This window comes from Paenibacillus sp. GCM10027627 (assembly GCF_042675505.1).
Taxonomy (GTDB): domain Bacteria; phylum Bacillota; class Bacilli; order Paenibacillales; family Paenibacillaceae; genus Pristimantibacillus.
Map to the genome: position 1 here is coordinate 211,579 of NZ_JBHTHB010000004.1, position 26,976 is coordinate 238,554.

Here is a 26,976-nt window from a genome sequence, read left to right on the forward strand (position 1 = left end):
GTTTTGTATCCCCACTTTCACACATGAATTAAATTCATCTAAACTATTACAAACATTCAATTTTTTTATCCATATTGTACCTGTATAATCAGGCCTATGCAAAACCTAGATAGAGAGGGGATTGAAATATGCCTGCATTTTACAAAGCACTAGAGATGAATAAGACAGACGGCTTTTACCGCATGCTCCTCCAGCTTGCCTTTCCGCTTACGATGCAATTTATGTTTACCTCCTCTTTCCTGCTGGTCGACACGTTGATGGTCGCGGGTTTGGGGGAAAAAGAGATTGCTGCACTGGGCATCGCCAGTCAATTTGATATGATGCTAGGCTTGATCTTGGCCGGGGTTTTGAGCGGACCTTCCATATTTATGATGCAATATTTCGGTCAGAAGGACTACCGGGCAATTAAAGGGCTAGCGGGCCTCAGCCTGTATTGCGGTCTTGCCATTGGCATCGTCTTTTTTATAGCTCTGACGTTAGGCTCGCCCTATTCCTTTATGCCGTTTACCCGGGATACGGAGCTGCTGGAGATGACTTCTTCATTTGTTGCTATCGTGAGCTACGGATATATCGCGTCAGCTGTTGTCACTGCGTTTGCCATGAGTCTCAAAAGCATCGGCGACGTCAAAGCAGTCATGTATATGACAACGTCGTGCCTGCTCCTAAACACATTGCTAAATTATCCGCTCATTTACGGGCATTTTGGCTTCCCTGCTCTCGGTATTCAAGGTGCGGCAATCGCTACTTTAATCGGAAAAATGCTTTTGATGCTTTTGGTTGTTGCTTATGTTTATACAAAACGCAAGGAAGTCGCTGTATCCATAAGAAAGCCTGTCAAGATCGATCGCCCGCTTGTCCAAAAAGTATTCAAGCTGACGGTGCCGATCATCGCTCACGAAACGTTATGGGGACTAGGCACAGCCGTCTATATGATCGTTTTTGGCATGCTTGGCGCGACAGCTCTCGCTGTCATACAAGCCTCCAAAGTGGTGAGCATCTTTGTATTTGCGGCAGTCGCAGGTTTTGCCCAAGCGGCCGGGGTGATGGTCGGCGAGCAAATCGGTCGTCGGCAGCGGGAGCTGGCGCAAACGTATGCCAGACGGTTTACCCGAATCGGCATCCTCTTAGCTGTAGTCATTGGAGCGCTTCTATTTGCTTTGGCGCCGCAGATCGTAGACTTATTTCAATTTGATGCGCCGTTACACGTACAGGCCGTTAACATCCTCCGTATCTTCTCTTGCCTAATGGTATTCATTTTCGTCAACAACATTTGGATCGTAGGCGTGTTTCGAAGCGGCGGCGATACAAAATATTCAATGAAGCTTGTTCTAGGCTCGACTTGGCTGATTGGCTTGCCGCTTACCTTTATAGGAGCGGGAATATTGAAGTGGCCAATTGAAATGATCTATGCGCTGTATTTGGCCGAGGAAGTCATCAAGACGATCATCGGTTACTTCCGGTACAGGTCGCTGCGCTGGCAGCATAATTTAATAGAATAATCTATTTTTCATTGACATCGCTTCCCAACAGATATATATTTGTTGACGATGATAATCATTATCGTAAATGGAAGAAGCGGTGCAAGCCGCAAATACACCGAGAAAAGAAAGGATACTCCCATGAACACAAAACACAAGTTTTCATTATCCTCCATCTTTATTGCTGCATTGCTAGCGATAGCTTTGGTAGGCTGTTCCAGCCAATCCTCCAACTCCCCTGCCCCATCGCAGGAAGTGAAAGAAACGGCTACTACCGAAACAACACCGTCTGAAACTCCGGCTTCTGAAGAAGCGGTTAAATATCCGATCGTAATCAAACATGCTTTAGGCGAAGCTGTCATTGAGAAAAAGCCTGAGCGCGTCGTTACTATTCAATGGGCTAACCATGACGTAGCTCTTGCTCTTGGCGTTGTGCCTGTTGGCTTCTCGGCAGCGAATTACGGCGTTCAAGACGACAGCGGCCTTCTTCCCTGGACGGCAGCGAAGCTTAAAGAGCTTAACGTGACTACTCCGAATATTTTCCAAGATACGGACGGTCTTGACTTCGAAGCTATCTCGGATGCAAAGCCGGATGTTATTCTTGCCGCTTACTCCGGCATTACGCAAGAGGACTATGATATTCTTAGCCAAATCGCACCTGTAGTCGCTTACCAAACGAAGCCTTGGTCCACAACATGGCGCGACCAGGTCCTCTACACGGCCGAAGGCATGGGTATGAAAGCAGAAGGCGAAAAGCTTATCAAGGATACAGAAAATCTAGTTAAAGAACGCGCTGGCAAATACCCGCAACTGCAAGGCAAAACAGTCGCTTGGGTTAACTTCTCGGGAACCGATATGTCCAAGCTGCACCTCTATACGCCTGTAGACCCTCGCGGAGACTTCTTGATTGAGCTTGGCATGAGCTATCCGGAAAGCATTACAAGCCAAATTAAAGATCCCGAAAGCTTCTATTTGGAACTGAGCGCAGAGAACTCTGAAATGTTATACGATGCCGATATTATTGTTGGATATGGAGACGAGAAGCTGTATGAAGCGGTAAAAGCCGATCCTTTGCTTGGCAAAATCCCAGCTATTCAAAGAGGCTCCGTTGTATTTATTGGCGACGGCACAGCACTAGCCGCTTCCGGCAATCCAAACCCGCTTTCGATTGCTTATACAATCGACGAGTACCTTGCCCTAATCGGAGGAGCAATCGATAAGATCAATGAATAATCTATCCGCAGCGAACAACAACCGGCTAAGCACACATATCCCGAAGCGTTTCGGTCTCGTGCTGGTGGTCTGCTTGATCCTGCTTGTCCTATGCGTGGTCGCCTCGTTGGTGTTCGGCTCCAGGCCGCTCAGACTGCACGAGGTGATCGACGGATTGTTTCGTCAAGACGTGGACAGCTACGCGGCAAATGTGGCGCGCAAGCGATTGACCAGAACTATATTCAGTTTATTTAGCGGCGCGGCGCTCGGGGTTTCCGGAGCGCTTATGCAGGCGGTCACGCGCAATCCGATTGCCGATCCCAGCATACTGGGCGTTAACACGGGAGCGTCATTGTTTGTGGTATGCGGCATCGCCTTTTTAAACATAAGCACCGCAAATCAATATATATGGCTAGCTTTGGCCGGGGCTGCGATTACCGCAGTGTTCGTGTTCGGAATCGGCTCAATGGGGCGTGGCGGTGCCACGCCCATTAAGCTTGTTTTGGCCGGGGCTGCCACAAGCGCCGCCCTCACCTCTTTAGTTACCGCCATTATGATCCCGCGCTCTTCCGTGATGGATCAATTCCGATTTTGGCAAGTGGGCAGCGTCGGCTCGGGATCCTGGGAAAATATATCCACTTTTATTCCATTTCTGATAGTTGGAATAGCGATTGCCTTTATATCTGCCCCTGCACTCAATGCGCTTGCGCTGGGTGATGACGTAGCGACTGGTCTCGGAGTTCGAACGGGCACATTGCGGCTGCTCGCGGCCATTGGAGGCGTCATGTTATGCGGCGCGGCTACCGCATTGGCGGGGCCGATCGGTTTTATCGGGCTGTTGTCTACCCATCTTATGCGTCTCATTCTTGGGCCCGATCTCAGGTTTGTCATTCCGATGTCGGCACTGGCGGGAGCTATTATTTTGACGTTGGCGGACGTGGCCGGCAGGCTGATCGGCAGCCCGGGAGAGCTTGAAGTCGGTGTCGTAACAGCGTTTATAGGGGCACCAATACTAATCATAGTTGCTATGAGATCGAAAGTGCGTTCATTATGAAAAATCAAACGATCACGTTTATTAGGGCGGGCAGACAACAAAGGCGCCTCCGCTGGGTTTTTGTCACTTCTTTGCTGGCCGTACTGGCCGTTGTGCTATGCTGTGCCATGCTTATGCTCGGAAACACCATTTATCCGGTACAAGACGTCATTCGTGTGCTTACGGGCGATCAGATCAAAGGCGTTTCCTTTGCAGTCAATACGATCCGTTTGCCAAGAATGCTGGCCGGCCTGTTCGCGGGATTCGCTTTCGGCGCAGCCGGCTACGTCTTCCAGACTATGCTGCGCAACCCGCTCGCCAACCCGAATGTCATTGGCATAACGTCGGGTTCAGGTGCGGCGGCTGTTTTTTGTATCGTCATCCTTCAGACAAGCGAAGCGGTCGTTTCGCTCGCTTCGGTCGTTGCAGGGCTTGCAACAGTACTGCTCATTTATTTGCTGTCACGAGGCAAATCATTTGCAATTGGACGATTGATTCTAGTCGGTATCGGCATTCAAGCGATGCTTGACGCGTTTATCTCCTATCTATTGCTTGTTAGTGCTGAACAGGATGTACCCGCCGCAATCAGATGGCTGACAGGCAGTCTTAACGGTTCTCAAATGGACGAGCTTCCTCCTCTTATATTGACCGTTCTTATTTGCACGCCTATCGTTGCCGCGCTGGGGAAACATTTAAGCATATTGGAGCTTGGAGAACAAACGGCATCATCCCTAGGCGTCCATACAGATAAAACACGGATCGCGCTAATCGTCGGCTCCGTCTTCATGATTGCCATCGCAACCGCGACGACGGGCCCTATCGCTTTTGTGGCCTTCCTGGCCGGACCGATAGCCAATCGATTGGTCGGAATCGGCTTTTCGAACGTCATTCCTGCAGGTCTAGTCGGCCTCAACTTGGTTCTTGCGTCGGATCTAATCGGACAATTTGCATTTACGTACAGATTCCCAGTAGGCATCATTACCGGATTGCTCGGAGCGCCTTATCTCATCTTCTTGTTAATCCGAATGAATCGAAAGGGAGAATTATGATGAAACCGACACATCACTTTAAAGCCGAAGGATTAGTCGCAGGCTATGAAAATAAAACGGTCATCCACGGCGTGGATCTATCCATCCCAAGCCATCAAATAAGCGTCATCATCGGCTCCAACGGCTGCGGCAAATCTACCCTTCTCAAAACGCTGGCTAAACTGATTAAGCCTGAAGCCGGAACGATTACGCTGGACGGAAAACCGCTAAGCAAAATTCCGCCCAAGCAATTGGCGCGCGTAGTCGGGCTGCTGCCGCAATCCCCAATTGTTCCTGAAGGGATTTCCGTAGCGGATTTAGTTGGACGGGGAAGATTTCCTCATCAATCCTTGTTTGGCACATGGTCGAAAAGGGACTACGAGGCCGTTGCCGAAGCGATGGACACGATGGATATAACCGAATTCGCCAACCATAATATTGACGAGCTTTCCGGCGGCCAAAGACAACGGGTATGGATCGCTATGGCTTTGGCGCAAGAGACCGACATCTTGTTTCTGGATGAGCCGACAACCTTCCTTGATATTACCTATCAAGTCGAAATTCTCGATTTGCTCACCGACCTTAACCGTAAGTATGGCACCACGATTGTAATGGTCCTTCATGACATTAACTTGTCCGCTCGTTATGCCGACCATATTATTGCGCTCCATCAAGGAAACCTTGTCGCTGAGGGTTCTCCGTCCGAAGTCATCACAAGCACACTCGTAAAAGATATTTTTGGGTTGGACTGTACCGTCATTAACGACCCTGTCTCAGGTTCGCCTTTGGTAGTGCCGATTGGCCGCCATCATGTCAAATCAAACAGTTGAAGCAATAAAACAGAGCAGCAGAGATTCAATCTCCGCTGCTCTGTTTTTTTATTATTTGCAGTTTAGTTGCCTCGTCATTACTGAAGCTTATTCATTTCCGCAATGAGAGTGTCGACCGCTTTATGAACGAAAACTATCGTCGATAATTATGATTGCACACGAGCTATCATTCTGATAGCTCATTTTGTATTGGATTGCTTGATTTCAGGCTGTTACATTTATGAGGATATACAATATATCTTAGCGGAATAGTGTGAATTATGAGCGAAGAGGTGATGACACAATTGTCTACGAACATTCCCGTCCTTTCTTTTACCGATGTTACCGTCTCCTATCAGGAACCCGACCGTTCTGGCAGCAGGCTTGTATTAAACCGGCTTAACCTCACGATTGAAGCGGGACAATTTATTTGCTTGCTCGGTCCAAGCGGCTGCGGTAAAACGACCTTGCTGAATTGTATAGCCGGGTTCCAGCCCTATGAAGGCACAATCTCCTTTAACGAGTCCCGGATTCACAAACCTGGCAAAGAACGCGGCGTCGTCTTTCAAGAGTATGCCTTGTTTCCGTGGTTTACGGTGAAGCAAAATGTAGAGTTTGGCCTGCGGGTAAACGGCATCCCCCCGGCTGATCGAGAGAAGCGTGCCCGCCATTATATTGAAATGGTCGGCTTAACCGGATTTGAAAATCATTACCCGAGCAAGCTGTCCGGAGGCATGAAGCAGCGGGCCGGACTTGCACGGGTGCTCGCTAACGAGCCCGAAGTGCTGCTTATGGACGAGCCGTTTGCCGCTCTCGATGAGCAAACCCGCGAAAAGCTGCAAATGGAGCTGCTGAGCATTTGGGAGAAGCAGCGCAAAACTTGCCTGTTTATTACACACAGCATTCAGGAAGCCGTCTATTTGGCCGATCGTGTCATCGTTCTTCAGCCCAATCCGGCTCGAATTGCTCTCGATTTGTCTATCGACTTGCCCAAGCTGCGAAATCGGCATGATGAAAAGTTGCTTCGCTATCAAAGCATAATCAGCGAAATTTTGCGTGAAGGAGAACGCTCATATGGCTCGTATGGAGAACACCGTTCAGTCATTACCGCGTAAAAAAGTTCACTCCTCCGCCAAAAAGAGCTTTTTCCCGCTGCAAGCCAGAACGTGGACCAGATGGTTGACGAAACTGTCCGGAATATGTGCGTTGCTGCTTATTTGGACCCTTATTACCGAATTGGGAGTGGCGTCTCCCGCCCAGCTGCCAAGCCCTGCCGCTACGCTGCAATTGATGGTACATATGTTGAACGACGGCTCCCTCCTCTTGCATGCGCTGTCGAGCTTGAGGCGTGTTTTCGCCGGATTCGGCATTGCCTTTGCAGTTGCCCTTCCAATAGGGCTTTTACTAGGCTCCTCTCGTTTTCTGAGAGATGCAATCAATCCAGTTATCGAGCTGTTTCGGCCGATTCCGCCGCTCGCTTTTATTTCCTTGGCTATTCTATGGCTTGGCATCGGCGAGTGGTCCAAGGTTTCTATCATTATTTATGGAGCCTTCTTCCCGCTCCTGCTTAACATTACAGGCGGGATTAGCCAAGCTGATCCCGTTCATATCAAAGCGGCTCAATCGCTTGGCGCGAGCAAAGCTCATATTTTTTATTACGTCACGCTTCGAGCAGCTCTGCCGAACATAATGATCGGCATCCGCTCCGGCATGGGGATGGCCTTTATTTGCCTTGTCGGCTCCGAGCTGATTGCCGCTAATGAAGGGTTGGGCTTTCTCATTCAAGAGGGCAGGTACATGTTCAGAACCGATCAAGTGCTTGTTGGGATGCTGACGATAGGAATCATCGGTTTCTTTATTAATGCGCTGCTTACTTTGCTCGAAAAGACGCTTCTGCGCTGGAAATAACTTTTATGGAGGATAACCTAATGACAACGAAACGCAACTTGCTCGCACTACCTCTTTTACTAATCGCAATTATGACGGTTCTCATCGCCTGCGGAGAAACAAACAACAAGCCGTCCAATTCGGCCCCCTCCAAGCCTCCGGCTTCCGCCGCAACATCGTCCGAATCACCCGTGACAGCAGCAACTGCGGCGCCGCTTGAGAAAACAAGTCTTTCCATCGGAACAGCCCGCGATACGCAATTGTCTCCGCTTATTATCGTTGCGCAGGAAGAAGGCTATTTTCAGGAGGAAGGATTGGATGTCAAAATAGAGCTGTTCGCCGCAGGGCCTGATATTGTAGCTGCCTTAGGCTCAAAAAGCATTCAATTAGGAGCTTCCGGCGATATACCGCCTATTATTGCGAAAGATTCTGGCCTGCCTATTGGAATTATTGCTCAGCAAGCCGATATTTCCGGCGTCCAGACGCTGGTCGTCAATCAGGAGCTCATCAAAACGCCCGCCGATTTAAAAGGGAAAAGAGTCGCCTACGTCCCTGGAACGGTATCTGAAGCTTTATTTTTACGCATAGTCGAAAAGTATGGGCTGGACTCAAAGTCGATCAAACCGTTCAAAATCGGCCCTACCGAAATATTGCCCGCCTTTAAAAGCGGCAACATTGACGCCTTTGTCATCTGGCAGCCGGTTGCACTAAACGGAGTCAAACAAGGCGGCGTTGCTCTGCTAACGGGCAAACAGTCCTATGTTCCCGGCGAAGAAGGGCCTCAACAGCTCATAAGTCCGTATTCCATTTTAGTTGGACATAGCGATTTCTTGAAGGAGAACCCAGAAACGACTAAAGCGGTACTTCGCGCGTTAAACAAATCCGTCGCCTTTATCTCAGCGAATCCAGACGCTGCCGCTGGTCATATTGGCAAAACGTTGGAGCAAGATGCCGAGGATATCAAAACGGTTCTGAAGCTCAACCATTACGCCCTCAATCTCACGCCGGAACTTGTCGGTTCTTTGGAAAGCATCTCTCAATTTCTAGTAGACAATAAAAAAATTAAAGCGATACCCGACTATAAAACGTTTATTGATTCTTCCTATTTAAAAGCGGTAGACCCCGCTCTTGTTACGATCCCCTAGCCGTTTGGCCAAGGGCGCTTATCCTCGTTAATGATCAACCATTTAAACAAAATAAAAGAACCTGTCCTCCTGCTGCCAAGCAATAGAGGGACAGGTTCTTCTTCATTTTCATAACCAATTAAGATGGATTGCGTACTTCCGGAGACACTCCTGCAAACGTATAGAAGCTGGCATCGAACGGTGTTGGTCCCCCGGTCGTCACGAATCTGGCGGCGCCTTCCCCGGTGTACAAATTGCGAGTGCCGTGGAAAATCCCTTGCGGAACATACAGCAAATCGCCCGCTTCAAAAGGATGCCACTCCCCATCCAAATAAATTTCGCCTTTGCCTTCTATGCCAATAAACAATTCGCTGGAATGCGGATGTTGATGAACGGCAAAGCTTTGCCCCGGCTCTTGAATGCCGCAATGGAGCGAAAGTCTAGCACTGCCGCTGCCCGGCCAGAACAGAAAATTCATGTTGGCTGGGTTTTCAATCTTTTGCGAAGGATCGTTTCCGGTAAACCCTTTTAACTGAATTTCGGAGTTGTATAGATGATTGAACAAACGAGGATTGGATGCTGCCGCCGATCCTTCAGGCAAAACCGACTGCCAAATATAAAGTGTAATTTCTTCCCCTTGATCGGCCGTTACTTCATAATCGACGCCGGATGGAGCGTAAAGCGCGGATGAAGGCTCCAAGCCGCTCGTTTCGGTACCGACGCGAGCGCTTCCCCTCCCCTTCCAAATGACGCCTACCACTTCTTGAGCTTTTCCCTTTTCGCAGCTTGTCCAAATGCCGCCGGGTTTAATTCGCACAACTAGCCCTTTGACCAGCGTCGCTCCCCTCTCTTCGCTAACCGGAATAGCGACTAACAATTGGCCGCGATCCTCAAAGTTCAATTCCGACCATGTGATGACTGCTCCCGATGTTAGTTGTTTTGTTGCTGTCATTCCTCTCATCCTTCCTTACTTTTAATATGAATCCACGAATTAAGCCAATACGGAGTACGGACTCGCCGCCGTATGCTGGAAAGACGGTTCTGCTTTCTTCAACAGCTCCAATGGCTTGCCTACCTCGTCTCCAAATTGGCCTTGGTTATATACGATTTCCCCTCGAACAATGGTCAGAAGCACTCGACCTTCCAGCTCTACACCTTCATAAGGCGACCATCCGCTCCCAGAAAAAAGCTGCTCCTCCGACACAACCCATTTCTGCTCATCATCTAAAATGACAAGGTCAGCATCAAGCCCCGCTTCAATGCTGCCCTTCAAATGGTCGAGGCCAAAGCGGGCCGCTGGACCTGACGCCAGCAGTTTCGCGACGGCAAGCAGCCGTTCCTTGCGCGACAACGAAGGAACATAGGTTTTCAGTCCCGTCAGCAAAACGGGCAGAAGCTCCTGTACGCCCGGAAGACCCGGGGGGGCGTCGTGGAAGTCCAAACTTTTTTCCGCTTTTGAATGCGGCGCATGATCGCTTCCGACCGAAGCCAATGTGCCTCGTTTAACGGATTCCCACAATCGTGCACGGTCGCGAGGCTCTCGAATGGCCGGGCTAAGCTTCGCTCTTGTTCCTTGCGGCAACGCACTGGCATGATCAAACCAGAGCTGATGCGCCGTCGTCTCATACGTGACGGGATAGCCAGCTTTGGCCGCTGCGTCCAGCAAATCCGCTTCTTCCGCTGTCGAGACATGCAGCACATGCACGCTCGTGCCGTGCTTGCGTACAAATCTGAGCGCACGGGCGACCGCCGTAATGGCAGCGCTGCGAGAATAAACGGCCTCATATTCGGTCAGATTCGACGGCTCATCGCTTACCCCTCTGAATAGCCGGAGCACAAAGTCGTCCTCCGCATGAAGCGTTAATGGAATGTCCTTGCGGGCCGCAAGCTGGAAAATATAATCGAGCTCCGCTTCATCGTCAATAATATGTTTGGCCGTTCTGTGTCCCGTCAGAAACAGCTTGATGCTCGCCGCTTCCCCTCTCTCCAATCGTTCAAGCGCATCCGCCTTGCCCGGCACAACACCGATATGAAAGCCGTAATCGACGTACGATTGCCCGGAAACCAAAGCGGACTTTTGCCGTAACCGATCCACCGAATCGGTATAGGGGTTCGTATTCGGCATATCCAGCACGGTTGTAATTCCGCCTGCTGCGGCCGCCTTCGATGCGGAATGCCAATTTTCCTTATGCTCATATCCCGGCGTCCGGAAGTGAACATGCGAGTCAATGAGACCCGGCAGGACATAACGTCCTGCCGCATCGATCGTTTGATCCGCTTCGGCATATTCATCCTCTGATAGAATTGCAGCGATCTTGCCATTGTGTACGGCAACTTTGCCTACGATGACACGATCTCGATAGACGATATGCGCATTGTTCACAACCAGATCAAATTTTTGCCCGCTCATGAGATCAGTTCCCTTCCGATAATTTCACGGGCCAGACGGTTCACGGGTCCCATGAGGGAGACCGCTCTCGCATCGCGAATGAGCCGCTCGATTTTTTTGCCGCGCACATAGCTTGCGCCGCCGATAATTTGCCCAGCGTCACGAGCGATTTTTTCGCTCATTTCCGAGGCGAAAATTTTCGCTTGGTAAGCGATTTGCTTCAGCCCGTCTCCCCCCTGCCTGGCTCCCACCTTCTCCACTAAAGAGCGCACGGCTTCCAAATTCATATGCAGCTCCGTGAGCGCGCCTTGCAAAATCGGATTGGCTTGCAGCCCTCTGTCGCGAACATGCGCAAGCGCCAAGCTGTACGCCGCTTCGCTAATGCCGAGCGACACCGAACCCAGCGTCAGTCCGCAATCGCGAATCCCGTTGATGACATACGGCGCCCCACCAAGCGGGCCAATGATTCCGTCGCTATCGACCTCGCACTGATTCAGCCGGATAAATCCCGTCGACGACCCCCTCATTCCAGACAAGTTAGTGTCCGAATCAGCCGTTATTCCTTGCGAGGTTTCAATGAGGAAAAACGATTGGCCTGAATTGCCATAGATGGCATTAGTATCGCTGGCACCCGTTTGAACGAGTACAAAATAAAGGTCGGCAAGCCCTGCTCCCGTCGTAAATGACTTTACGCCGTTAATGATCCAGTTTCCGTCCGATGTGCGGTCAGCCGTTGTCGAAATTTTCTGTTTATTTTCTCCAGCACCAGTCTCCGACCAAGCGGATGCAGCCAACCATTGCCCGCTCGCAAGCTTAGGCAAATATTCATTTCTTTGTTTCGTGCTTCCCCATTCCAATATTCGGGATATAACCGAGAAATGTTGAAACGCAATAATGGCGATGGACGGGTCCACGGTCGCTATGGAGGCAATAAATCTCCCTACAAGCAAAGAGTCGTGACCAAGCCCACCATATTCCGTCGGTACGAGGCTGCCGAGCAGCCCGGACTCTTTCAGCGCATCAAGCGATTGCTGTGGAGTACGGCCGCTCTCATCCGCCAACGCCGCGTTTTCCTCCAGTTGTTCCAATAAAGAGGTTAAGCGTACAACTTGCGATGCAACTCCCATTCGTAGGTTGCTCCTTCCTTAAATGGCAATGCTCCCAGCAGGCGAACATTTTTTTCCGATATGCTGTTGTACAGCAATTCATCCGTCAGCTTGCCTCCTGTAGTAGCTGTAGAAATGACTGTACTGCCGCCTTTGGTCAACACTTTTAACCGGTATCCCGTACTTTGGGTTTGCTGTACAATCCGGTGGACAACCGTTCCCTCAATCGCTGAGGCAGCGCCAATGCAAGCCGCTCCGGTCAGAGCAATCGTGGGATGCCAAGAAGGAATGGACAAAGCTCTAAATACCATCGTATCCGGCTCATAACTGGCAATAGCCGCTACTTTAGGAAATACTCCTTCCGGATTCCAGCCCAGCTCAGTGGCTGCCGCCCGCTTAATCGCCTGCAGCTTGTCCACCGCTTCGCATCCGGCTTCGAACAGCTCTTCTTGCGAATAAATGCCAAGATCGGCGGCATCAACGAAAACATAAGGATTGCCAGAGGAAACCATCGATACCTCATATTGGCCGTATTCCGTTTGGAGCTGGTTCAGCAAAGTGCCTGAAGGCAGCAAGCTTCCTAGTGTCGTACCCGCATTGACAATAAAATGAGCGGTGCAATTCATCCCCGACCGAACAGCATGATCGATTTCGCATACAAGCGAATCGCCCACATTTTCCACATAAACGCGAACTCGAAGCCCTGGACTGGCGCTTGCGACCCAGCCCCATTTCATCGCTACTTGGATTGCCGCCAGAATGGAATGCCCGCAGCTTCCGGAATAATCGAAGGTGACGGGGTTGCCCGGCACAAGCTGAAAAAATCGGTAGCTCAAATCGTACATAGGGTGAGTGGACGGACGAATAACTACAAATTTGGATATTAAGCCGTACGAATGCTTGTCATGATCCAAATCGGCGTTAAGGGCGCTTAATACAGGAACAATCTCGTTCGGCGAAGAAGACAGCTCCGTTCCATCAATAATGATAGATGAAGACACACTTCCTTCGGCGAGCGCCAAATGTGTGAGCATTCAAATCACCCCTCAAATTGATATTGTTTGGAAGCTCCGATTGCAACTTTATATTGATTGATCCACAGTTGAAAAATGACCAGCGACCATAGCGCAAGCGCCGTCTTTCCATCCGGCTGAGTCGCCTGCTTCCGCAGAAGCTTCTCTACCGCAGCGCCGCTGAACAAGTTGTGCCTGCGCAAAGTTTCTGGGTCGAGTATCCGCTCGACAGCTGTATAAAGCGGCAAGCCCTTTCTCATCATGGCGTCAATCGGCAATGTAAACGGTTGCTTTTTCCTAGTCAAAATCGAGTCCGGTAACTGATTCTCTGCCGCACTGTACAGCAAACGCTTCACTTTACCTTCGCTGATGCGCCAATCGTCAGGCAGCTTGCCCGCCAAATCCAAAATACGCGGCTGACAAAACGGAACCCTCACCTCAACAGAATGTGCCATGCTTAGATGATCGACACGTCTTAAATGATAGGAAGGCAGCCGATACTCTCTTTCAAAATCCAAAATAGCGTCCAATCTTCCCTTTTGATGATGAGCGGTGCGCAGACTTTGCGCGATTTGGTCGCCGATGGAGCCGTTGTCATGGATAAAAGCGCGATAGTCGTCGCTGTACAACTCCTTGCGCAGCTCTGGCGAAGCCACGCCCAGCGCTCCCACATAAGGCTTGATCCAGTTGTCGCTGGCTTCGGCCGCTTCCAGGAAACGGTCATATCCCGCGAACATTTCATCCGCGCCATCGCCGGAAATCGTCACTTTGAAGCCCTCTTTGTGAATAGCCTCGAACAACGCATAGCTGCTCAGCGTAATAGGATCGGCATTCGGCTGACCGAGCCGTTCGGCTACCAAAGGCAGCAGCTTCTCGAAATCCCGCGGATCGACCAGCACTTCATGATGGGTGGTGCCGTATCTCTCTGATACTTGTCTCGCATATTGCTTTTCATCAAGCGGCCAGTCGCCTACATAAGAAAGATTAAACGAATGAATTCCCTTTTGCCTTTGGCTTGCAAGAGCGGTAACTAAACTTGAATCCAATCCTCCGCTATTAATGGTGGATACGGGAACATCTGCAAGAAGCAGAGCTTGCACTTCCCTATCCAGTTGCTCGCGCAGCGACCATGCGGCGGAATCCCGATCCCCGCCAAGCGGGGCTGACTTCAGAAGCGTACTGTAGCGGCGAATAGAGGGACGCGAGCCAAGCCTCGCTTGCAGAAGTGCCGAGGGAGGCAGTGCATATACGTTGTCAAAAAGCGTCCTTTCGCCGAAAACAACCTTTGTTGTCAAATAGAAATCGACTCCCGGCAGCCAAAGCGATGACGGGACTTTGCCAAAAGCGAGCAAGGAAGGAAGTTCCGAGGAAAAGTAGAAGGTCTCATTGGACTCGTCCCAGTAATAGTACAAGGACTTAATGCCGGCAGGGTCGGTTACAAGCGTCAACGTCGTTTCTTCCCTTGAATCAATAACGGCGATTGCAAACATGCCGTCCAAGTACCGCACGAAGTCAAGGCCGTATTCCACATATAAAGCCGGAAGAATCGTTCCATCGCAATGATCCTTAAATACATACCCTTTTGCTTCTAGCTTGCTTCTTAATTCACGATGGTTGTAAATCTCACCGTTTAACACAATTCGTATCGAGTCTCCTAAGCTGTAAGGCTGTTCGCCTCCGTCCAGTCCAACGATAGCCAGCCTATTGTTGCCTATAGCCCAATTTCGCTCCGCCAGTACAGATTGCTGATCGGGCCCGCCTGCCAATTGCAGGTCAGAAACAGCCTTCAGCCTCCCAGGGTCTACATCATCTCTGCCAAGGTATCCAAAAATACGGCACATTCAAACCCACTCCCTATTATCTTGTATCTGACGAACTACCACTCTAATCTGCCGACAACTGCCGACATCGGTATTACAATTCGTCAATCTCCCTCCTTTGCATGGAAAGTATTGTAAATAACAAGTAAATCAACACAAATACTAGCGTTTACACTTTGACTGTACTCTTCAATGAATAAGTAGTCCAATACTTATTACTGAATCAATTCTAGTTCTCTTAAGCTATCGTTTCGACCTTATTTGACAGCAAAAGACAGATCATCGACCGGATAAGTAATAGACGACGCTTCGCCTTCAAACAAACGGACGACAATAAATTGGGGCTGATCGGAAAGTCTAAAGGCATGCGGCCTTTGGGCGGGGATGACGACGACATCGCCCGGTGAGGCTTTCAGCTCAAAGGTACGGTTGGCTTCTTCCTCCTTTATCGTAAAAATGCCTGCCCCGCCTAACACGACTCTCACTTCATCCTCTAGATGATAATGCGCCGAACCAAATTTGATCAGCATGTCTGGCGTTTGCTCCGACAAGATGACAATATCCCATTTGGTGTAGCCTTTGCGCGCTGCAAAATCTGCAATTGAATTCTGATACAAGTGAAGCAGCTCCGACTTCTCCGCATCGGACAAGGCTAGCTTTTGCTCAAAATAGCTGGTCTTGTGCTGCACCTCCCAACGCTCGTAATACACACCTCGTGCATCTAAAAATAGCTCAAGGCTCTCCCCCGCTTCAACCCCAACATACCCGCTGCCCAGTAATTCCGCCATATAATTCCCTCTTTTCCAATTGAATTTATCGACTATCATAATTGCGGGTATTGTCGACTGTCAATTTATTATTAAATCAATTGGCTCTATCCAATATGTAAATAGTTGAAAAGCTATATAACCTATTGTGATTTTGGTATTGGAACTCTCCTTTGTCCACTGGCTATAATCTAATCGGAATAGATGGAATTAACGATCTTAATAACCAATGATGCGGAGTGTGTGAACCATGAGCCAAAATGTACTGTTCGTAAGCGGAAGTCCTCGTGCGCAAGCCAACACAAAGGCAGTCACAAATGTCGTATACCGGCTGCTGCGGGATAAGCAAGGCAACTCTCAACTGCTCGATCTTCATCGCCATGTGCTGCCGCTCTTTAATGGCGATGCCTCGCAAAACGAGCTCGACTCCGTTATTCAGCTTCGGAAGCTTGCAGAGGAAGCCGACGCTTTCTTTATCGTTACGCCTGAGTATCACAACGGAATTAGCGGCACTCTCAAAAATGCTTTGGACTATTTGAACGCCAGCCACTTTCAAGGCAAGCCCGTTGCGATCGCAGCAGCAGCCGGCGGCGGCAAAGGCGGCATTAACGCTCTGAACAACTTGCGCCTCGTTCTTCGCGGTGTTCACGCTAATGTATTGCCTTCGCAATTCGTAGCCGACCCTAATCAAATTGATGCGCATGGCATCTTTACCGACGAGGCTGGCGTCGAAGCGCTGCAAGCTTTAGTTCAAGACTTGATTTCCGCCCTCCAAGTGAAAGCAAGCGTATGACCCGTTTTGCGGAGTGTCGCATAAAGGAGAAAATCGCCCATGAGAACGCTGCTTGACTCGCTTCAATGGGCTTTCTTTTTATTGACTGGCGGACTAGTCGCCCCGATTGTTGTCGCGGCGGCTTTCCATTTATCCGATGCGGAGACGATCACCTTGCTGCAAAGAACGTTGACCGTCATCGGCATTTCTTCTCTGCTGCAAATCACTCTTGGACATAAGCTGCCGATTTTGGAAGGTCCCGCCGGCGTATGGTGGGGAGTATTCATCTTGCTGGCAAGCAATTTGACAACAGCTGAATCAGACGCGGAGCTATTGCGCCAAATGGAGATGGGACTGTTGCTGAGCGGCGCCGTTATTTTGCTCCTCAGTGCTTTTCGCATTATCGGTCATTTAAGGAAGCTGTTCACTCCCGTCGTCACTGGCACTTATTTGCTGCTGCTTATTTTTCAATTCAGCTCCCCCATTGTGAAGGGGATTCTCGGCGTCGGCTATAGGGATGGCTTCATTCATGCCAGTATCGCCATACCCGCGCTTGCAACCTTGTTGTTAACCTTCATTTGCGGACGAAGCAAAAAAGCGCTGCTCCGCAACTACTCCGCCCTAATCGGGATCGCTGTCGGCTACGGGTTATTTCTGCTTAACGGGCTTATTCCCGCTTTGCCCAAGCTTCCAGATTCGGCCATTCTTATTCCGGAAATTTTTGCTTGGGGAGCCCCGTTGTTTGATACGGGCATTTCATTAACTACCTTAGTTATTGTTTTGCCGCTTCTTATTAATATGATTGCCGCTGTCGTCATAATGGAGAAAACAATCGGGCAAGAGCCGCAGGACCGCTTCCGCCGTTCGGGCATCGTCATGGGAATTAACCAAATGTTGTCCGGGGCCTTCTCCGCCGTCGGCTGCGTCTCTAACTCGCATACAGCAGGCTTTGTCGCTTCCACAAGAATGACAAAGAAGCTACCGTTTATTATCGGCTGCCTGCTGCTCATCGTTGCCGGGTTTATTCCTCTATTGACCGCAGCTTTAGCATCGGTTCCCGTTCCTGTTGCCTTCGCCGTTATCTTTTATTCGTTTGCTCATCTGTTGTCAGCCGGATTGAAAGAGCTAGCTTCCATTCTTCATGACGAGAAAAAACTGACCGTTGTCGCCATTTCCCTTTTCGCCGGAGTCGGCAGCATGTTCATTCCCGCATCCAGCCTTGCTCAAGTTCCCGATGTGCTCAAACCGATTTTGAATAACGGGCTCGTCGTCGGCGTCCTGACTTCAATCGTGTTCGAGCAAGCGTGGAAATGGAGGGATTCCCTATCCTCCGGAAGCGGCTCCGGCCTTTGGGGACGAAAGCCGCAGCTTAGCGAAAGGAGCCACGTTCATGGCGTTAACGATCAAAGTGTACTCTGATTATGTCTGTCCGTTCTGTTTGCTGGCCGAAGGACAGTTAAAAGCGGCGGCAGCCGAAAGGGATGTTGAAATCATTCATTTGCCGTTTGAGCTTCGCCCCTATCCGACTCCTACGCTTAAGCCCGAGGACGCTTACATGCAAACAAGCTGGAAGGAAAAAGTGTACCCCATTGCGGAACAGCTTGGCGTCCCCATCCGAATGCCGTCCGTATCGCCTCAGCCGCATACCCATTTGGCCTTTGAAGGGTATCAGTTTGCGAAAGAGGCCGGTATTGGCGAGGCTTATCACTCACGGATGTACAAAGCTTTTTTTCAAGACGGCCTCAATATCGGCGACATAGACGTTTTGACCGGGCTTGCGGAGGAACTGGGACTGGACGGCATCGCTTACCGCGAGGCGCTGGAATCCGGCACCTACCGCGAAGCTCATAAACGGGCGCTGCACCATGCGCTGTACGAAGCCAATATTACCGCAGCTCCCACTTACGTCATCGGCAATACGGCGGTCAAATGGCTGCTATATAAGGAGCAATTTCTAGAGGCAATCGATGCCGAACTAAAAAAACAGCGGCTTGAGCAGTGGAGCACCGGCATAAGCTGCTCCATTGACGGTTGTTCTTAATAGAAGGAGAGGAGTTTTTTTCATGACATTAAAAGTACAAGTCTATTCCGATTTTGTATGCCCGTATTGCATTTTGGCTGAAGGGGAGCTAGAGTCCGCGGCTGCGGAGAAAGGAATCGAAGTCGAATATTTGCCGTTTGAGCTTCGTCCGTATCCGACTCCTACTTTGCGCCCCGAAGGTGAATATATTACAAAAGATTGGCGCGAGCGCGTCTATCCGATCGCCGCTGAACTGGGGATTCCGATTGTGAAGCCGCCCTTCTCTCCCCAGCCGTACACCCATCTGGCATTCGAAGGATATCAGTTCGCCATCGAGCATGGCAAAGCTAAAGAATACAATAAGCGAATGTACGAGGCCTTTTTCCTGGAGAGCAAAAACATTGGAGACATCGATGTGCTGACCACGCTCGCCGGAGAGGTCGGTCTGGATGAGGCCGCTTACCGCGAGGCGCTGGTGAACCGGACTTACCGCGACAAGCATCGTGAAGCTTTAAACTACGCTTATCATGTTGCAAACATTAATTCCGCCCCTACCTTTATCATCGGCGAGACGGTTATTAAAGGAATGGCATTCAAACATCAATTTCTGGATGCCATTAACCGCGAGCTAGAGCGTGCCGGGAAATCCGTCGCCGGTTAGACGGGAGTCCATCGCCGAGTAAAAGGGCGTCCGTCACCGGGTAGACTGGAATCCATCGCCGAGTAAAAGGGCGTTCGTCACCGGGTAGACTGGAATCCATCGCCGAGTAAAAGGGCGTTCGTCACCGGGTAGACTGGAATCCATCGCCGAGTAAAGGGAGCTCGTCTACTCACCTCCACTCTCGCTTAACAAGCGGTTGGGCTGGGGTTGGGGCTCGGCTGGCGATAACCCATAAGTCGCTTTTTGATTTTTTCCCGCATGTATAACTTAATTTCTAGAAACGAAGAAGCCTTCAAACCCACTGTCTCGGTGGTTTGAAGGCTTTTTGACTCTACCTTTGGGTCTGGCTCATCCGTCCGTCATGACCCTTTTGGGACATTCCCTTTTCTGTTTTTTTCAGAAAAAGCATAGCCAAGACTGAGTTAGGCCCGCAGTTGCGGGAGAAATCACTAGAGCGCTCACGGCGTTACCCTTTTGCACATTTAGTTGTGCCAGAAACAACTAGAGCGCTCAGATTGCCCCATTTCGGACTTTTAGTTGTGTCGGAAACAACTAGAGTGCTCCGAGCGCACCTTTTCAGACTTTTAGTTGTGCCAGAAACAACTAGAGCGCTCAATCGGCGCCGTTCCAGACTTTTAGTTGTGTCGGAAACAACTAAAGTGCTCCGAGCGCACCTTTTCAGACTTTTAGTTGTGCCAGAAACCACTAGAGCGCTCCGAGCGCACCTTTTCGGACTATTAGTTGTTTCAGAAACCACTAGAGCGCTCCGATTGCACCTTTTCGGACTTTTAGTTGTTTCAAAAACCACTAGAGCGCTCCGATTGCACCTTTTCGGACTTTTAGTTGTTTCAGAAACCACTAGAGCGCTCCGATTGCACCTTTTCGGACTTTTAGTTGTTTCAGAAACCACTAGAGCGCTCCGAGCGCACCTTTTCGGACTTTTAGTTGTGCCAGAAACCACTAGAGTCATTTCCATTCAGCTAAGTCGGTTCCACAAAGCTAAATCGACTCCATTAAGCGCTACCGCGCACTTCATTCGCTTCCGGACGAACATGCACAAGCGTCCCGGACACTTGTTGCGGCTGCTGCAGCAAGTTCAGAATTGGACAGGCCACCTCCACTGCATCATGCAGCTCTGCCAGTTGTTCCGCCGTTGCGCTCGACTCAATTCGCAGTGTGTAAGAGATGTTGTAGAGATAAACGGGAATATGCTCATACCCCGGCTTGCCCCCTAGCGGATGAAAATCCCCCGTCACTTCTGCCTCTACCGCATCAAGCGGTACACCGCGACTCGCCGCCTGAATTAACGTTATATGCGACAAGCAGCTTCCAAGCACGCCAAGTTGCAGCTCGGGTGAACCAGGTCCAAGCTGATGTCCTGCAAAGTCGGGCCCGCTGTCACTGATCACTTGAAAGTCGCGAATCCGAATTTCCCGTACGCCGCTTCTTCCCGCCACTCTGACACCAGCTTTCAACTGTTGCGAAACGACGACGCTTTCCTCCGCAAATCGCTCATTGCGGGCGTCAAGCGCCTCCTTTTTGTCTTGCAAATACTCGTTTAATTTGCTCATCGCGCACGCTCCTTTTTTTAAAAAATGCCTTCCCTTCGTTCGATAAACTTCACTCGTTAATTCATTCATTCATTCATTCATTCATTCGTACATTCATTCTTTAATTCATTCTTTAATTCATTCGTTCATTCATTCGTACATTCATTCGTTCACTCGTTAATTCACTTGTTAATTCATTCGTTCGTTCACTCGTTAATTCACTTGTTAATTCATTCGTTCGTTCACTCGTTAATTCACTCATTAATTCGTCCATTAATTCATTCGTTCATCCGTTAATCCTCTAGTTAAATCGCTCACTAAATTTCATTCCTCAAACCTCGTTGCCGTAAGGCTTGTTTATTCTTTTCTCCATGACGCTTTGAAGATAGCCGTAGACGATAGCAACCAGCCAATACAAAATCGCTGCTGCCAGGAAAGCTTCAAGAAATTTGTAGGTTTCCGCGGCCATCAGCTTAGCCTGCGCCATCATCTCCGTCAGCCCAAGCGTAAAGCCGAGCGACGTCTCCTTAATAACGGTCACGACGGTGTTCCCGAACGACGGCAAAGCGATACGAACCGCCTGAGGCAAAATAACGCGTCTCATACTCTGCCAGCGCGTCATTCCGATCATTTGGCAAGCTTCCCACTGCCCATAATCGATGGAGCGTATAGCGGCCCGAATAATCTCCGCTAAGTAGGCCGCGCAATTTAAGGTGATCCCTATAACGGTAGCCCAGTAAGCATTAATATCACCGAATGCGGGAAACACTTGGGGAATCCCGTAATAAAGAATAAAAAGCTGCACAAGCAAAGGCGTTGCTCTAAAGAACGAAATATACACTTTTGACAAGGTCGCCAATATAAAAATGTTGCGTCTAATCGCCGTTTCAAGTAAAAAACCAAGAATTAGTCCAAAAAGGATAGAAAAAACAGCAATCGTAATCGTTAAATACATAAACTCAAGCAGACGCGGCAGCGCCGACAGCAAATACGCCAAATCAAACATGGATGACCTCCCTCTTCTCCAGCGCGGCTAGCGGCTAGTTGTCGGGATTCGTCAAATCCTGAGTAAACCATTTTTCAGAAATTTTGGCGAGCGTGCCGTTATCGCGGAGCTTCTGAAGCGCTTCGTTCACCTTGAGCACCAGCTCCTTATTTTCCTCTTTGTTCACAAAAGGATTGGCGGCTGGAATCGTCGTTAATTGCTTGCCCCCTAGTTGCAGCGGAAGCTGAGTTTTTTGAATGGTGCCTAAAGCCGAAGCTTTAGTAGCAAAAGTCGCGTCAATCCGGCCAATCGCTACATCTTGGAAACCGGCGTCCGCCGATTCATAGTTTACAATTTCAATTTCTCCCTTAGTGTCGAACTCCTTAACCAAGTTAACAAAATTTGTTCCGAGCTGGATGCCAATCTTTTTCCCCTTCAAATCCTCCAGCGACTGAATTGCATCGTTGCCCTCCTTGACGACGAGCTGAGCGCCGGAATACACGTAAGGATCGCTGAACAAATATTTTTTCTTCCGCTCCTCCGTCACAGCGATGGAATTGGCAATCGTATCGATTTTTCCGGTATCGAGCAATCCGAATAAACCGCTGAATTCCGAGGTTTTCCATTCCACCTCATAGCCGGTCAGCCCTGCAATTTCTTCCCATAAATCGACTTCAAAACCTTCGAGCTTATTCGTTTCACTGTTCTGAAATACGTAAGGGTAAAAGCCCCCTGTTGATCCGATGACCAGCTTTTTGCCTGAAGCTTCCGCCTTCGCGCCAGTCTCTTCCCCTTTCTCAGCACATGCCGTCAGCAACAAAACCACGCTTAACAACGCTAACAGCCATGCTTTACGCCCCGCTTTTCCTCTGTTTTGCATCTCCGAACACTCCCTTAACCCTCATTTTGTCACCCTCCATTAACATAGTTATCCTATGAATTTAATGGGTATTGAGCTATAAATGATTATAAGGTTCATTTTTGCCGCCTATCCAATACCAATTTTCATATTAAATCGATCGTTCCAAACCTATAACGTAACGAGGCTTATCCGCGCCGACCAAAGCCGATTCCGTCAAACGCCCTTGAAGCTTATGAAAATATTCCACAACATAGATTCTGAACCGTTCGAAGCTAGGCGACAGCTCCTGACGTTCCGGCCAAGAAAGGCTTATTGTACGCGAGAAATGGGAATCTGCGATCAGCACGGAGACGGTGGAAGGATCTGTATTGTCAATTTCCCATAACGACGGGATAAACGAAATGCCGATCCCAGCGCGGACAAGCTTATGAAGCATGGACGGGTCCTCCACTTCAAAAATCACATTTGGAGAAAATCCGGCTTTTTGGCAAAGTCCATCCGTCGCATCTCTTAGGCCAAACCCGCCTTTTAAGCCGATAAAAGCTTCCTTCTCCAGTTCCATAAGCTGGACGGATTCCCGGCTGGCAAGAGGATGTCCGGCTGGCACAAGCAGCTTCAACTCTTCTGTGAACAAAGTGATGTTTGTTGTACCCGGCAGCTCAATAGGAGGCGACGAAACGCATAAGTCGATTTCTCGATCCTTAAGAAGCTGTTTCATGGAATGATAACAGCCTTGCTGAAAACGGAATCTCGTCTCGGGATGTTTGGCGACAAAAGCGGCAAGCATCTCGGATACAAACGGCAAATGAATGGAAGCGAGCGTAATCACCTCTTCATAATTGCCCGAAATGCGAATCGCTTCGCGTTTGCCTTTCTCCAGCTCGGTAAAGGCCCGTTCCACATGCTGCAAAAAGGATTTCCCCGCCTCGTTCAGCCGAATGTTGCGGCCCAGTCGATCGAACAAGGCAACGCCAAGATCATCCTCTAGCCTTGCAATCGTTTGGCTTAAGGAAGGCTGGGCGATATTCAGCTCTTTCGCCGCTTGTGTGATATGCTCTCTCCGGGCGACGGTTTGGAAATATTTCAATTGCAGCAGGTCCATACACTCTCTCCTCTCTTTTTGGAAAACAGCTCTTTGAGACCAAAAAAACTCGAAGCTTGTGCTTCGAGTTCTACAGCCGGCTGTTCGATCTCAATTGTGGAATGTATTGAATATTCTGTATGTTTATCCCTATTCTAGACTTAATCATAGGGATGGTCAATACTATTCATTGGATGCAGGCGCATGATTATACCGCTGCCGCTTTTTTGCTCAGCTCACGCCTCACTGCCGGAATGACCTCTTTAGCAAATAACTCAATGGAGCGGGCTACCTCAGCATATGGAACGCCTCCAATATCCAGTTGAAGCGTATAGCGGTTATGCCCGATTAATTCATGCTGGTATAGTATTTTTTCAATAATTTGCTCGGGACTGCCGACAGCCAGCGCATTGTCCGCTCCGGTAGCAAGCTCAAATTCCTCTCTCGACAGCCGGTCAGCCGGGTTGCGCCTTTGCATAATATGTTCAAAATAGTTGGCGTGATACGGGAAATATTCATTAACCGCATCATGCCCTGTTCTCGCAATATACCCATGGCTGGATATGGCCACCGGAAGCTGCTCCGGCCTGAAACCGGCAGCCTGCCCCGCTTCTCTATAGGCGTCGACAAGCGGCTTCAGCCGAATCGGATCGCCGCTAAGCTGCGCCAATGCAAGACCAAGCCCCAGTCTCCCCGCCCGCTCCGCGCTCGCAAGCGTCCTTCCTACGCCGATCCAAATAGGCAGCTTCCCGTTCAGCGGGCGCGGCGCCACGCCGGATTCCGTCAATTCAGGACGGAAACAGCCGCTCCACGATACCTTTTCCTTCTCATTGATTTGCAACAGCAGCTCGATCTTCTCTTCATACAGAGCATCGTAATCGGCCAGATCATAGCCGAACAGCTTGTATGTATCCTCCGTAAAAGCCAGGGCTCCTCTACCGGCAATAAGCTCGGCTCTTCCATTGGACAGCAGGTCAAGCGTGGCAAAATCTTCATACAGCCGCACAGGATCCGCTGCGCTTAGTACCGACGTTGCACTGGTCAGCTTAATCCGCTTCGTATGCTGAGCAATGGCCGCAAGCACAACAGGCGTAGCCGTGACCGCAAAATTTAGCGTATGATGCTCGCCTAGCCCGAACACATCGAGCCCTGCATCTTCCGCAAGCTTGGCTGCCGCTACAATGTCATCCAGCCTTTGCTTCGCGCTAATCGTACGTCCGTTATGCGGATCAGCGGTCAAATCGCCGAATGTATATAGCCCAAATTCAAAGCTCATCTCTAATTCCTCCCGCAAATCATCTTTACCCTCCATAGTAAAGGGGGAAGGTGTGCAAACTCCAATATGAATTTTCATATTGAATTCATAGGCCAGACCAATGAAAGCGATAGCTAACTTAATATTGGATTTGCACAATTTTATACCGCTATAATGACGATAATAACCCGATAAAACCGATAAGAATAAATGGAAAGGGGAAATAAGAGATGACCGTAACTTTACATTCGTCCGGCAAAATCAACAAGCTAGCTTTAAAAAATCGGCTCATCCTCGCCCCCATGCAGCAGCGCCAAGGAACTTCGGACGGTCATGCGACGGACTATCATGTCCAGCACTACGGCCGCTTGGCAGCGGATGTTGGTCTTGTTATTGTGGAATCCACTTCCGTTTCTCCTGAGGGCAGACTCTATCAAAATGATATTAGCATCTATTCCGACTCTCACCTAAAGCCGCTCGGCAAAGTGGTTGAAGCCGTGCATAAAAGAGATGCGCGCATCTTTATTCAATTGTCGCATGGCGGCAGAAAATCAAATCCTCGGCCCGGCGAAAGGCTGCTTGCCCCCAGCTCGCTTGCTTTTAACGATGAATACGGCGTTCCAAACGCAGCAAGCGAAGAAGAGATCGGGCGCATCCTTGAGCAATACCGCACAGCAGCGATTCGCAGCAAGCAAGCCGGCTTCGACGGCATTGAGCTGCATGCGGCGCACGGGTATTTGCTTCATCAATTTCTATCGCCGCTCACCAATCGTCGCTTGGATCACTATGGAGGGAGTCCTACCAATAGGCTGCAATTTGTTTTGCAGGTCGTCCTCGCCGTCCGCGAAGCCGTAGGCCCCGATTATCCGGTTCAAATTCGGGTATCCGCTTCCGATTATGCGAAAAACGGGCTTATCCCTCGCCAAGTTGCAGATATTCTTAAAGAGCTCGAACCGCTGCTGGATGCCGTCCATGTCAGCTCAGGCGGCTTAACGCCGAATCGTCCACAAGATATCCATCCCGGCTACCAGCTCCCTTATGCCGCTCTTTTGAAATCGGAGCTTACTTTGCCCATTATTGCCGTTGGCGGCATTCATCAGAAGGCTTTTGCGGAAAGAGTCGTTTCGGAGCATCTAGCCGACTTCGTCGCCGTAGGGCGTCCGCTGCTGGAAGACCCTGATTTTGCAGGGCGGCTGCTGGGCAAACAGCCTTTCCTCATTGCGGATTGAAGCTGACCCTTGTTGTTTATCACGTTACAAAAAGGCGGTTATAACCATGTTGAAGCAAGCTCGGCCCCGGCAGGGAACTAAGAGGAAATATACCGGAATGTTATGGGCGATAGCCATCCTCGTGCTGATGTCCGCATGCAGTTCCGAAACGAAAGAAGCCTCCTCCGAACCGAAGCAAGACCAAAGGGTCATTCGGATCGGTACAAACGGCTCTTTCTATCCTTACACTTTCAAAAACACGGAAAATGGAGATCAACTGGACGGCTACGAAATCAATATTTGGGAGGAGCTTGCGAAAAAGCTGGACCTTCGCGTCGAATATACGTTAACGGACTTCGCCAGTTTGTTCGGAGCGCTGGAATCAAACAAAATCGATACCATTGTCAATTCGATCGCCCTCTCTAAAGAGCGGAAAGAGAAGTATTTGTTTACCGAGCCTTATGTATATTCAGGAGCACAGCTAGTCGTCAAAAAAGAGAACACCACGATCCATTCCCTTGAAGACTTAAAAGGAAAAAAGATCGGGCTTGTCGCAGGCAATAAAATTATGCTGAATTACATTAAAGAAGCCGATCCCGAACAAAAAATCGAAGTGGTCACCTACGAAACGGGAGAAGGAGCTTTCCGCGACGTCCTGCTCGGGAGACTGGACGCTACCTTTTCAACCAAAGCCGCTGCGCTTGCCCAGATCAAAAAAACAAATCAGCCGCTTAGGCTCGCTGGCGAGCAGTTCGTTGTCATTCCAGCAGGCAGCCCATTCCTTAAAAATGATCAAAACGAAATCTTCGTCAAAGAAGTGAATACCGCGCTTGCGGAGCTGAGAAATGACGGCACATTAAAGCGGCTTGCCGAAAAGTGGTACGGCGAAGACTTAAGCCAGCCGGCGGAGTAAGGC

Annotated in this window: 25 protein-coding genes; 14 read left to right on the top strand and 11 right to left on the bottom strand. The window is 49.7% G+C overall.

From position 1 onward, the window contains the following. The first annotated feature begins 128 nt into the window (after positions 1-128). From ACFQZE_RS15665 to ACFQZE_RS15700, 8 genes are all read left to right on the top strand, one after another. Positions 129-1,499 (top strand): MATE family efflux transporter, encoded by a 1,371-nt coding sequence (locus tag ACFQZE_RS15665; protein ID WP_379358599.1) that lies wholly within the window; start codon positions 129-131, stop codon positions 1,497-1,499. Positions 1,500-1,619: 120 nt separating this feature from the next. Further along, complete coding sequence (locus ACFQZE_RS15670) at positions 1,620-2,711, top strand: iron-siderophore ABC transporter substrate-binding protein (protein ID WP_379358601.1); 1,092 nt, start codon at positions 1,620-1,622, stop codon at positions 2,709-2,711. Beyond that, the gene (locus ACFQZE_RS15675; protein WP_379358603.1) at positions 2,704-3,744 is read left to right on the top strand and encodes a FecCD family ABC transporter permease; all 1,041 of its coding nucleotides are present in this window, start codon (positions 2,704-2,706) and stop codon (positions 3,742-3,744) included. Before ACFQZE_RS15670 ends, ACFQZE_RS15675 begins: the two co-directional genes overlap by 8 nt. After that, positions 3,741-4,772 carry a FecCD family ABC transporter permease gene (locus ACFQZE_RS15680; RefSeq protein ID WP_379358605.1) on the top strand — a complete coding sequence of 344 codons (1,032 nt, stop codon included), beginning with the start codon at positions 3,741-3,743 and terminating at the stop codon, positions 4,770-4,772. Before ACFQZE_RS15675 ends, ACFQZE_RS15680 begins: the two co-directional genes overlap by 4 nt. Then, positions 4,772-5,581 (top strand): ABC transporter ATP-binding protein, encoded by an 810-nt coding sequence (locus tag ACFQZE_RS15685; RefSeq protein WP_379359277.1) that lies wholly within the window; start codon positions 4,772-4,774, stop codon positions 5,579-5,581. The genes ACFQZE_RS15680 and ACFQZE_RS15685 overlap by 1 nt, the downstream gene beginning before the upstream one ends. Positions 5,582-5,865: 284 nt before the next feature. After that, complete coding sequence (locus tag ACFQZE_RS15690; RefSeq protein WP_379358607.1) at positions 5,866-6,675, top strand: ABC transporter ATP-binding protein; 810 nt, start codon at positions 5,866-5,868, stop codon at positions 6,673-6,675. Continuing rightward, positions 6,635-7,468 carry an ABC transporter permease gene (locus ACFQZE_RS15695; RefSeq protein WP_379358609.1) on the top strand — a complete coding sequence of 278 codons (834 nt, stop codon included), beginning with the start codon at positions 6,635-6,637 and terminating at the stop codon, positions 7,466-7,468. The genes ACFQZE_RS15690 and ACFQZE_RS15695 overlap by 41 nt, the downstream gene beginning before the upstream one ends. 20 nt (positions 7,469-7,488) lie before the next feature. Continuing rightward, entirely contained in the window at positions 7,489-8,592 is a 1,104-nt protein-coding gene (locus ACFQZE_RS15700; protein WP_379358611.1) for an ABC transporter substrate-binding protein, read from the top strand. Positions 8,593-8,710: 118 nt separating this feature from the next. On the opposite strand, the gene ACFQZE_RS15705 is transcribed toward ACFQZE_RS15700, so the two are convergent. The 6 genes from ACFQZE_RS15705 to ACFQZE_RS15730 form a co-directional block, all read right to left on the bottom strand. After that, a complete protein-coding gene (locus tag ACFQZE_RS15705; protein ID WP_379358613.1) occupies positions 8,711-9,523 on the bottom strand; it encodes a cupin domain-containing protein in 813 nt (270 codons plus the stop codon). A 39-nt stretch (positions 9,524-9,562) separates the two neighbouring features. Next, positions 9,563-10,981, bottom strand: coding sequence for a dihydroorotase (locus ACFQZE_RS15710; protein ID WP_379358615.1), 1,419 nt, complete (start codon positions 10,979-10,981; stop codon positions 9,563-9,565). Then, positions 10,978-12,087, bottom strand: a complete 1,110-nt coding sequence (locus ACFQZE_RS15715; RefSeq protein WP_379358617.1) for an acyl-CoA dehydrogenase family protein — start codon at positions 12,085-12,087, stop codon at positions 10,978-10,980. The genes ACFQZE_RS15710 and ACFQZE_RS15715 overlap by 4 nt, the downstream gene beginning before the upstream one ends. Further along, the gene (locus tag ACFQZE_RS15720; RefSeq protein WP_379358619.1) at positions 12,057-13,100 is read right to left on the bottom strand and encodes a PrpF domain-containing protein; all 1,044 of its coding nucleotides are present in this window, start codon (positions 13,098-13,100) and stop codon (positions 12,057-12,059) included. Before ACFQZE_RS15720 ends, ACFQZE_RS15715 begins: the two co-directional genes overlap by 31 nt. 5 nt (positions 13,101-13,105) lie before the next feature. After that, positions 13,106-14,920, bottom strand: a complete 1,815-nt coding sequence (asnB, locus tag ACFQZE_RS15725) for an asparagine synthase (glutamine-hydrolyzing) (protein WP_379358621.1) — start codon at positions 14,918-14,920, stop codon at positions 13,106-13,108. A 236-nt stretch (positions 14,921-15,156) separates the two neighbouring features. After that, positions 15,157-15,687 carry a cupin domain-containing protein gene (locus ACFQZE_RS15730; RefSeq protein WP_379358623.1) on the bottom strand — a complete coding sequence of 177 codons (531 nt, stop codon included), beginning with the start codon at positions 15,685-15,687 and terminating at the stop codon, positions 15,157-15,159. Between the two features lie 229 nt (positions 15,688-15,916). On the opposite strand from ACFQZE_RS15730, the gene ACFQZE_RS15735 reads away from it, so the two are divergent. From ACFQZE_RS15735 to ACFQZE_RS15750, 4 genes are read left to right on the top strand one after another with little or no spacing between them, the layout of a single operon-like run. Beyond that, complete coding sequence (locus tag ACFQZE_RS15735; protein ID WP_379358625.1) at positions 15,917-16,459, top strand: NADPH-dependent FMN reductase; 543 nt, start codon at positions 15,917-15,919, stop codon at positions 16,457-16,459. Between the two features lie 39 nt (positions 16,460-16,498). After that, positions 16,499-17,857, top strand: coding sequence for a purine/pyrimidine permease (locus tag ACFQZE_RS15740; protein ID WP_379358627.1), 1,359 nt, complete (start codon positions 16,499-16,501; stop codon positions 17,855-17,857). After that, the gene (locus tag ACFQZE_RS15745) at positions 17,829-18,479 is read left to right on the top strand and encodes a DsbA family oxidoreductase (protein ID WP_379358629.1); all 651 of its coding nucleotides are present in this window, start codon (positions 17,829-17,831) and stop codon (positions 18,477-18,479) included. The genes ACFQZE_RS15740 and ACFQZE_RS15745 overlap by 29 nt, the downstream gene beginning before the upstream one ends. A gap of 22 nt (positions 18,480-18,501) precedes the next feature. Beyond that, positions 18,502-19,119: a DsbA family oxidoreductase gene (locus ACFQZE_RS15750; protein WP_379358631.1), complete on the top strand. Its 618-nt coding sequence runs from the start codon at positions 18,502-18,504 to the stop codon at positions 19,117-19,119. A gap of 1,013 nt (positions 19,120-20,132) precedes the next feature. Here ACFQZE_RS15750 and ACFQZE_RS15755 read toward each other — a convergent pair. From ACFQZE_RS15755 to ACFQZE_RS15775, 5 genes are all read right to left on the bottom strand, one after another. Next, positions 20,133-20,690 (bottom strand): OsmC family protein, encoded by a 558-nt coding sequence (locus ACFQZE_RS15755; protein ID WP_379358633.1) that lies wholly within the window; start codon positions 20,688-20,690, stop codon positions 20,133-20,135. Positions 20,691-21,000: 310 nt separating this feature from the next. Continuing rightward, on the bottom strand, positions 21,001-21,675 hold the full coding sequence (locus tag ACFQZE_RS15760) for an amino acid ABC transporter permease (protein ID WP_379358635.1): 675 nt from the start codon (positions 21,673-21,675) through the stop codon (positions 21,001-21,003). Between the two features lie 34 nt (positions 21,676-21,709). After that, positions 21,710-22,534 carry an amino acid ABC transporter substrate-binding protein gene (locus ACFQZE_RS15765; protein WP_379358637.1) on the bottom strand — a complete coding sequence of 275 codons (825 nt, stop codon included), beginning with the start codon at positions 22,532-22,534 and terminating at the stop codon, positions 21,710-21,712. Between the two features lie 130 nt (positions 22,535-22,664). Then, positions 22,665-23,618 carry a LysR family transcriptional regulator gene (locus ACFQZE_RS15770; protein WP_379358639.1) on the bottom strand — a complete coding sequence of 318 codons (954 nt, stop codon included), beginning with the start codon at positions 23,616-23,618 and terminating at the stop codon, positions 22,665-22,667. 187 nt (positions 23,619-23,805) lie between these two features. Continuing rightward, on the bottom strand, positions 23,806-24,873 hold the full coding sequence (locus tag ACFQZE_RS15775) for an LLM class flavin-dependent oxidoreductase (RefSeq protein ID WP_379358641.1): 1,068 nt from the start codon (positions 24,871-24,873) through the stop codon (positions 23,806-23,808). Between the two features lie 209 nt (positions 24,874-25,082). Here ACFQZE_RS15775 and ACFQZE_RS15780 point away from each other — a divergent pair, with 209 nt between their 5' ends. Both ACFQZE_RS15780 and ACFQZE_RS15785 read left to right on the top strand, forming a co-directional pair. Then, complete coding sequence (locus ACFQZE_RS15780; RefSeq protein WP_379358643.1) at positions 25,083-26,081, top strand: oxidoreductase; 999 nt, start codon at positions 25,083-25,085, stop codon at positions 26,079-26,081. Positions 26,082-26,127: 46 nt separating this feature from the next. Beyond that, positions 26,128-26,973 carry a transporter substrate-binding domain-containing protein gene (locus ACFQZE_RS15785; protein ID WP_379358645.1) on the top strand — a complete coding sequence of 282 codons (846 nt, stop codon included), beginning with the start codon at positions 26,128-26,130 and terminating at the stop codon, positions 26,971-26,973. Positions 26,974-26,976 lie beyond the last annotated feature (3 nt).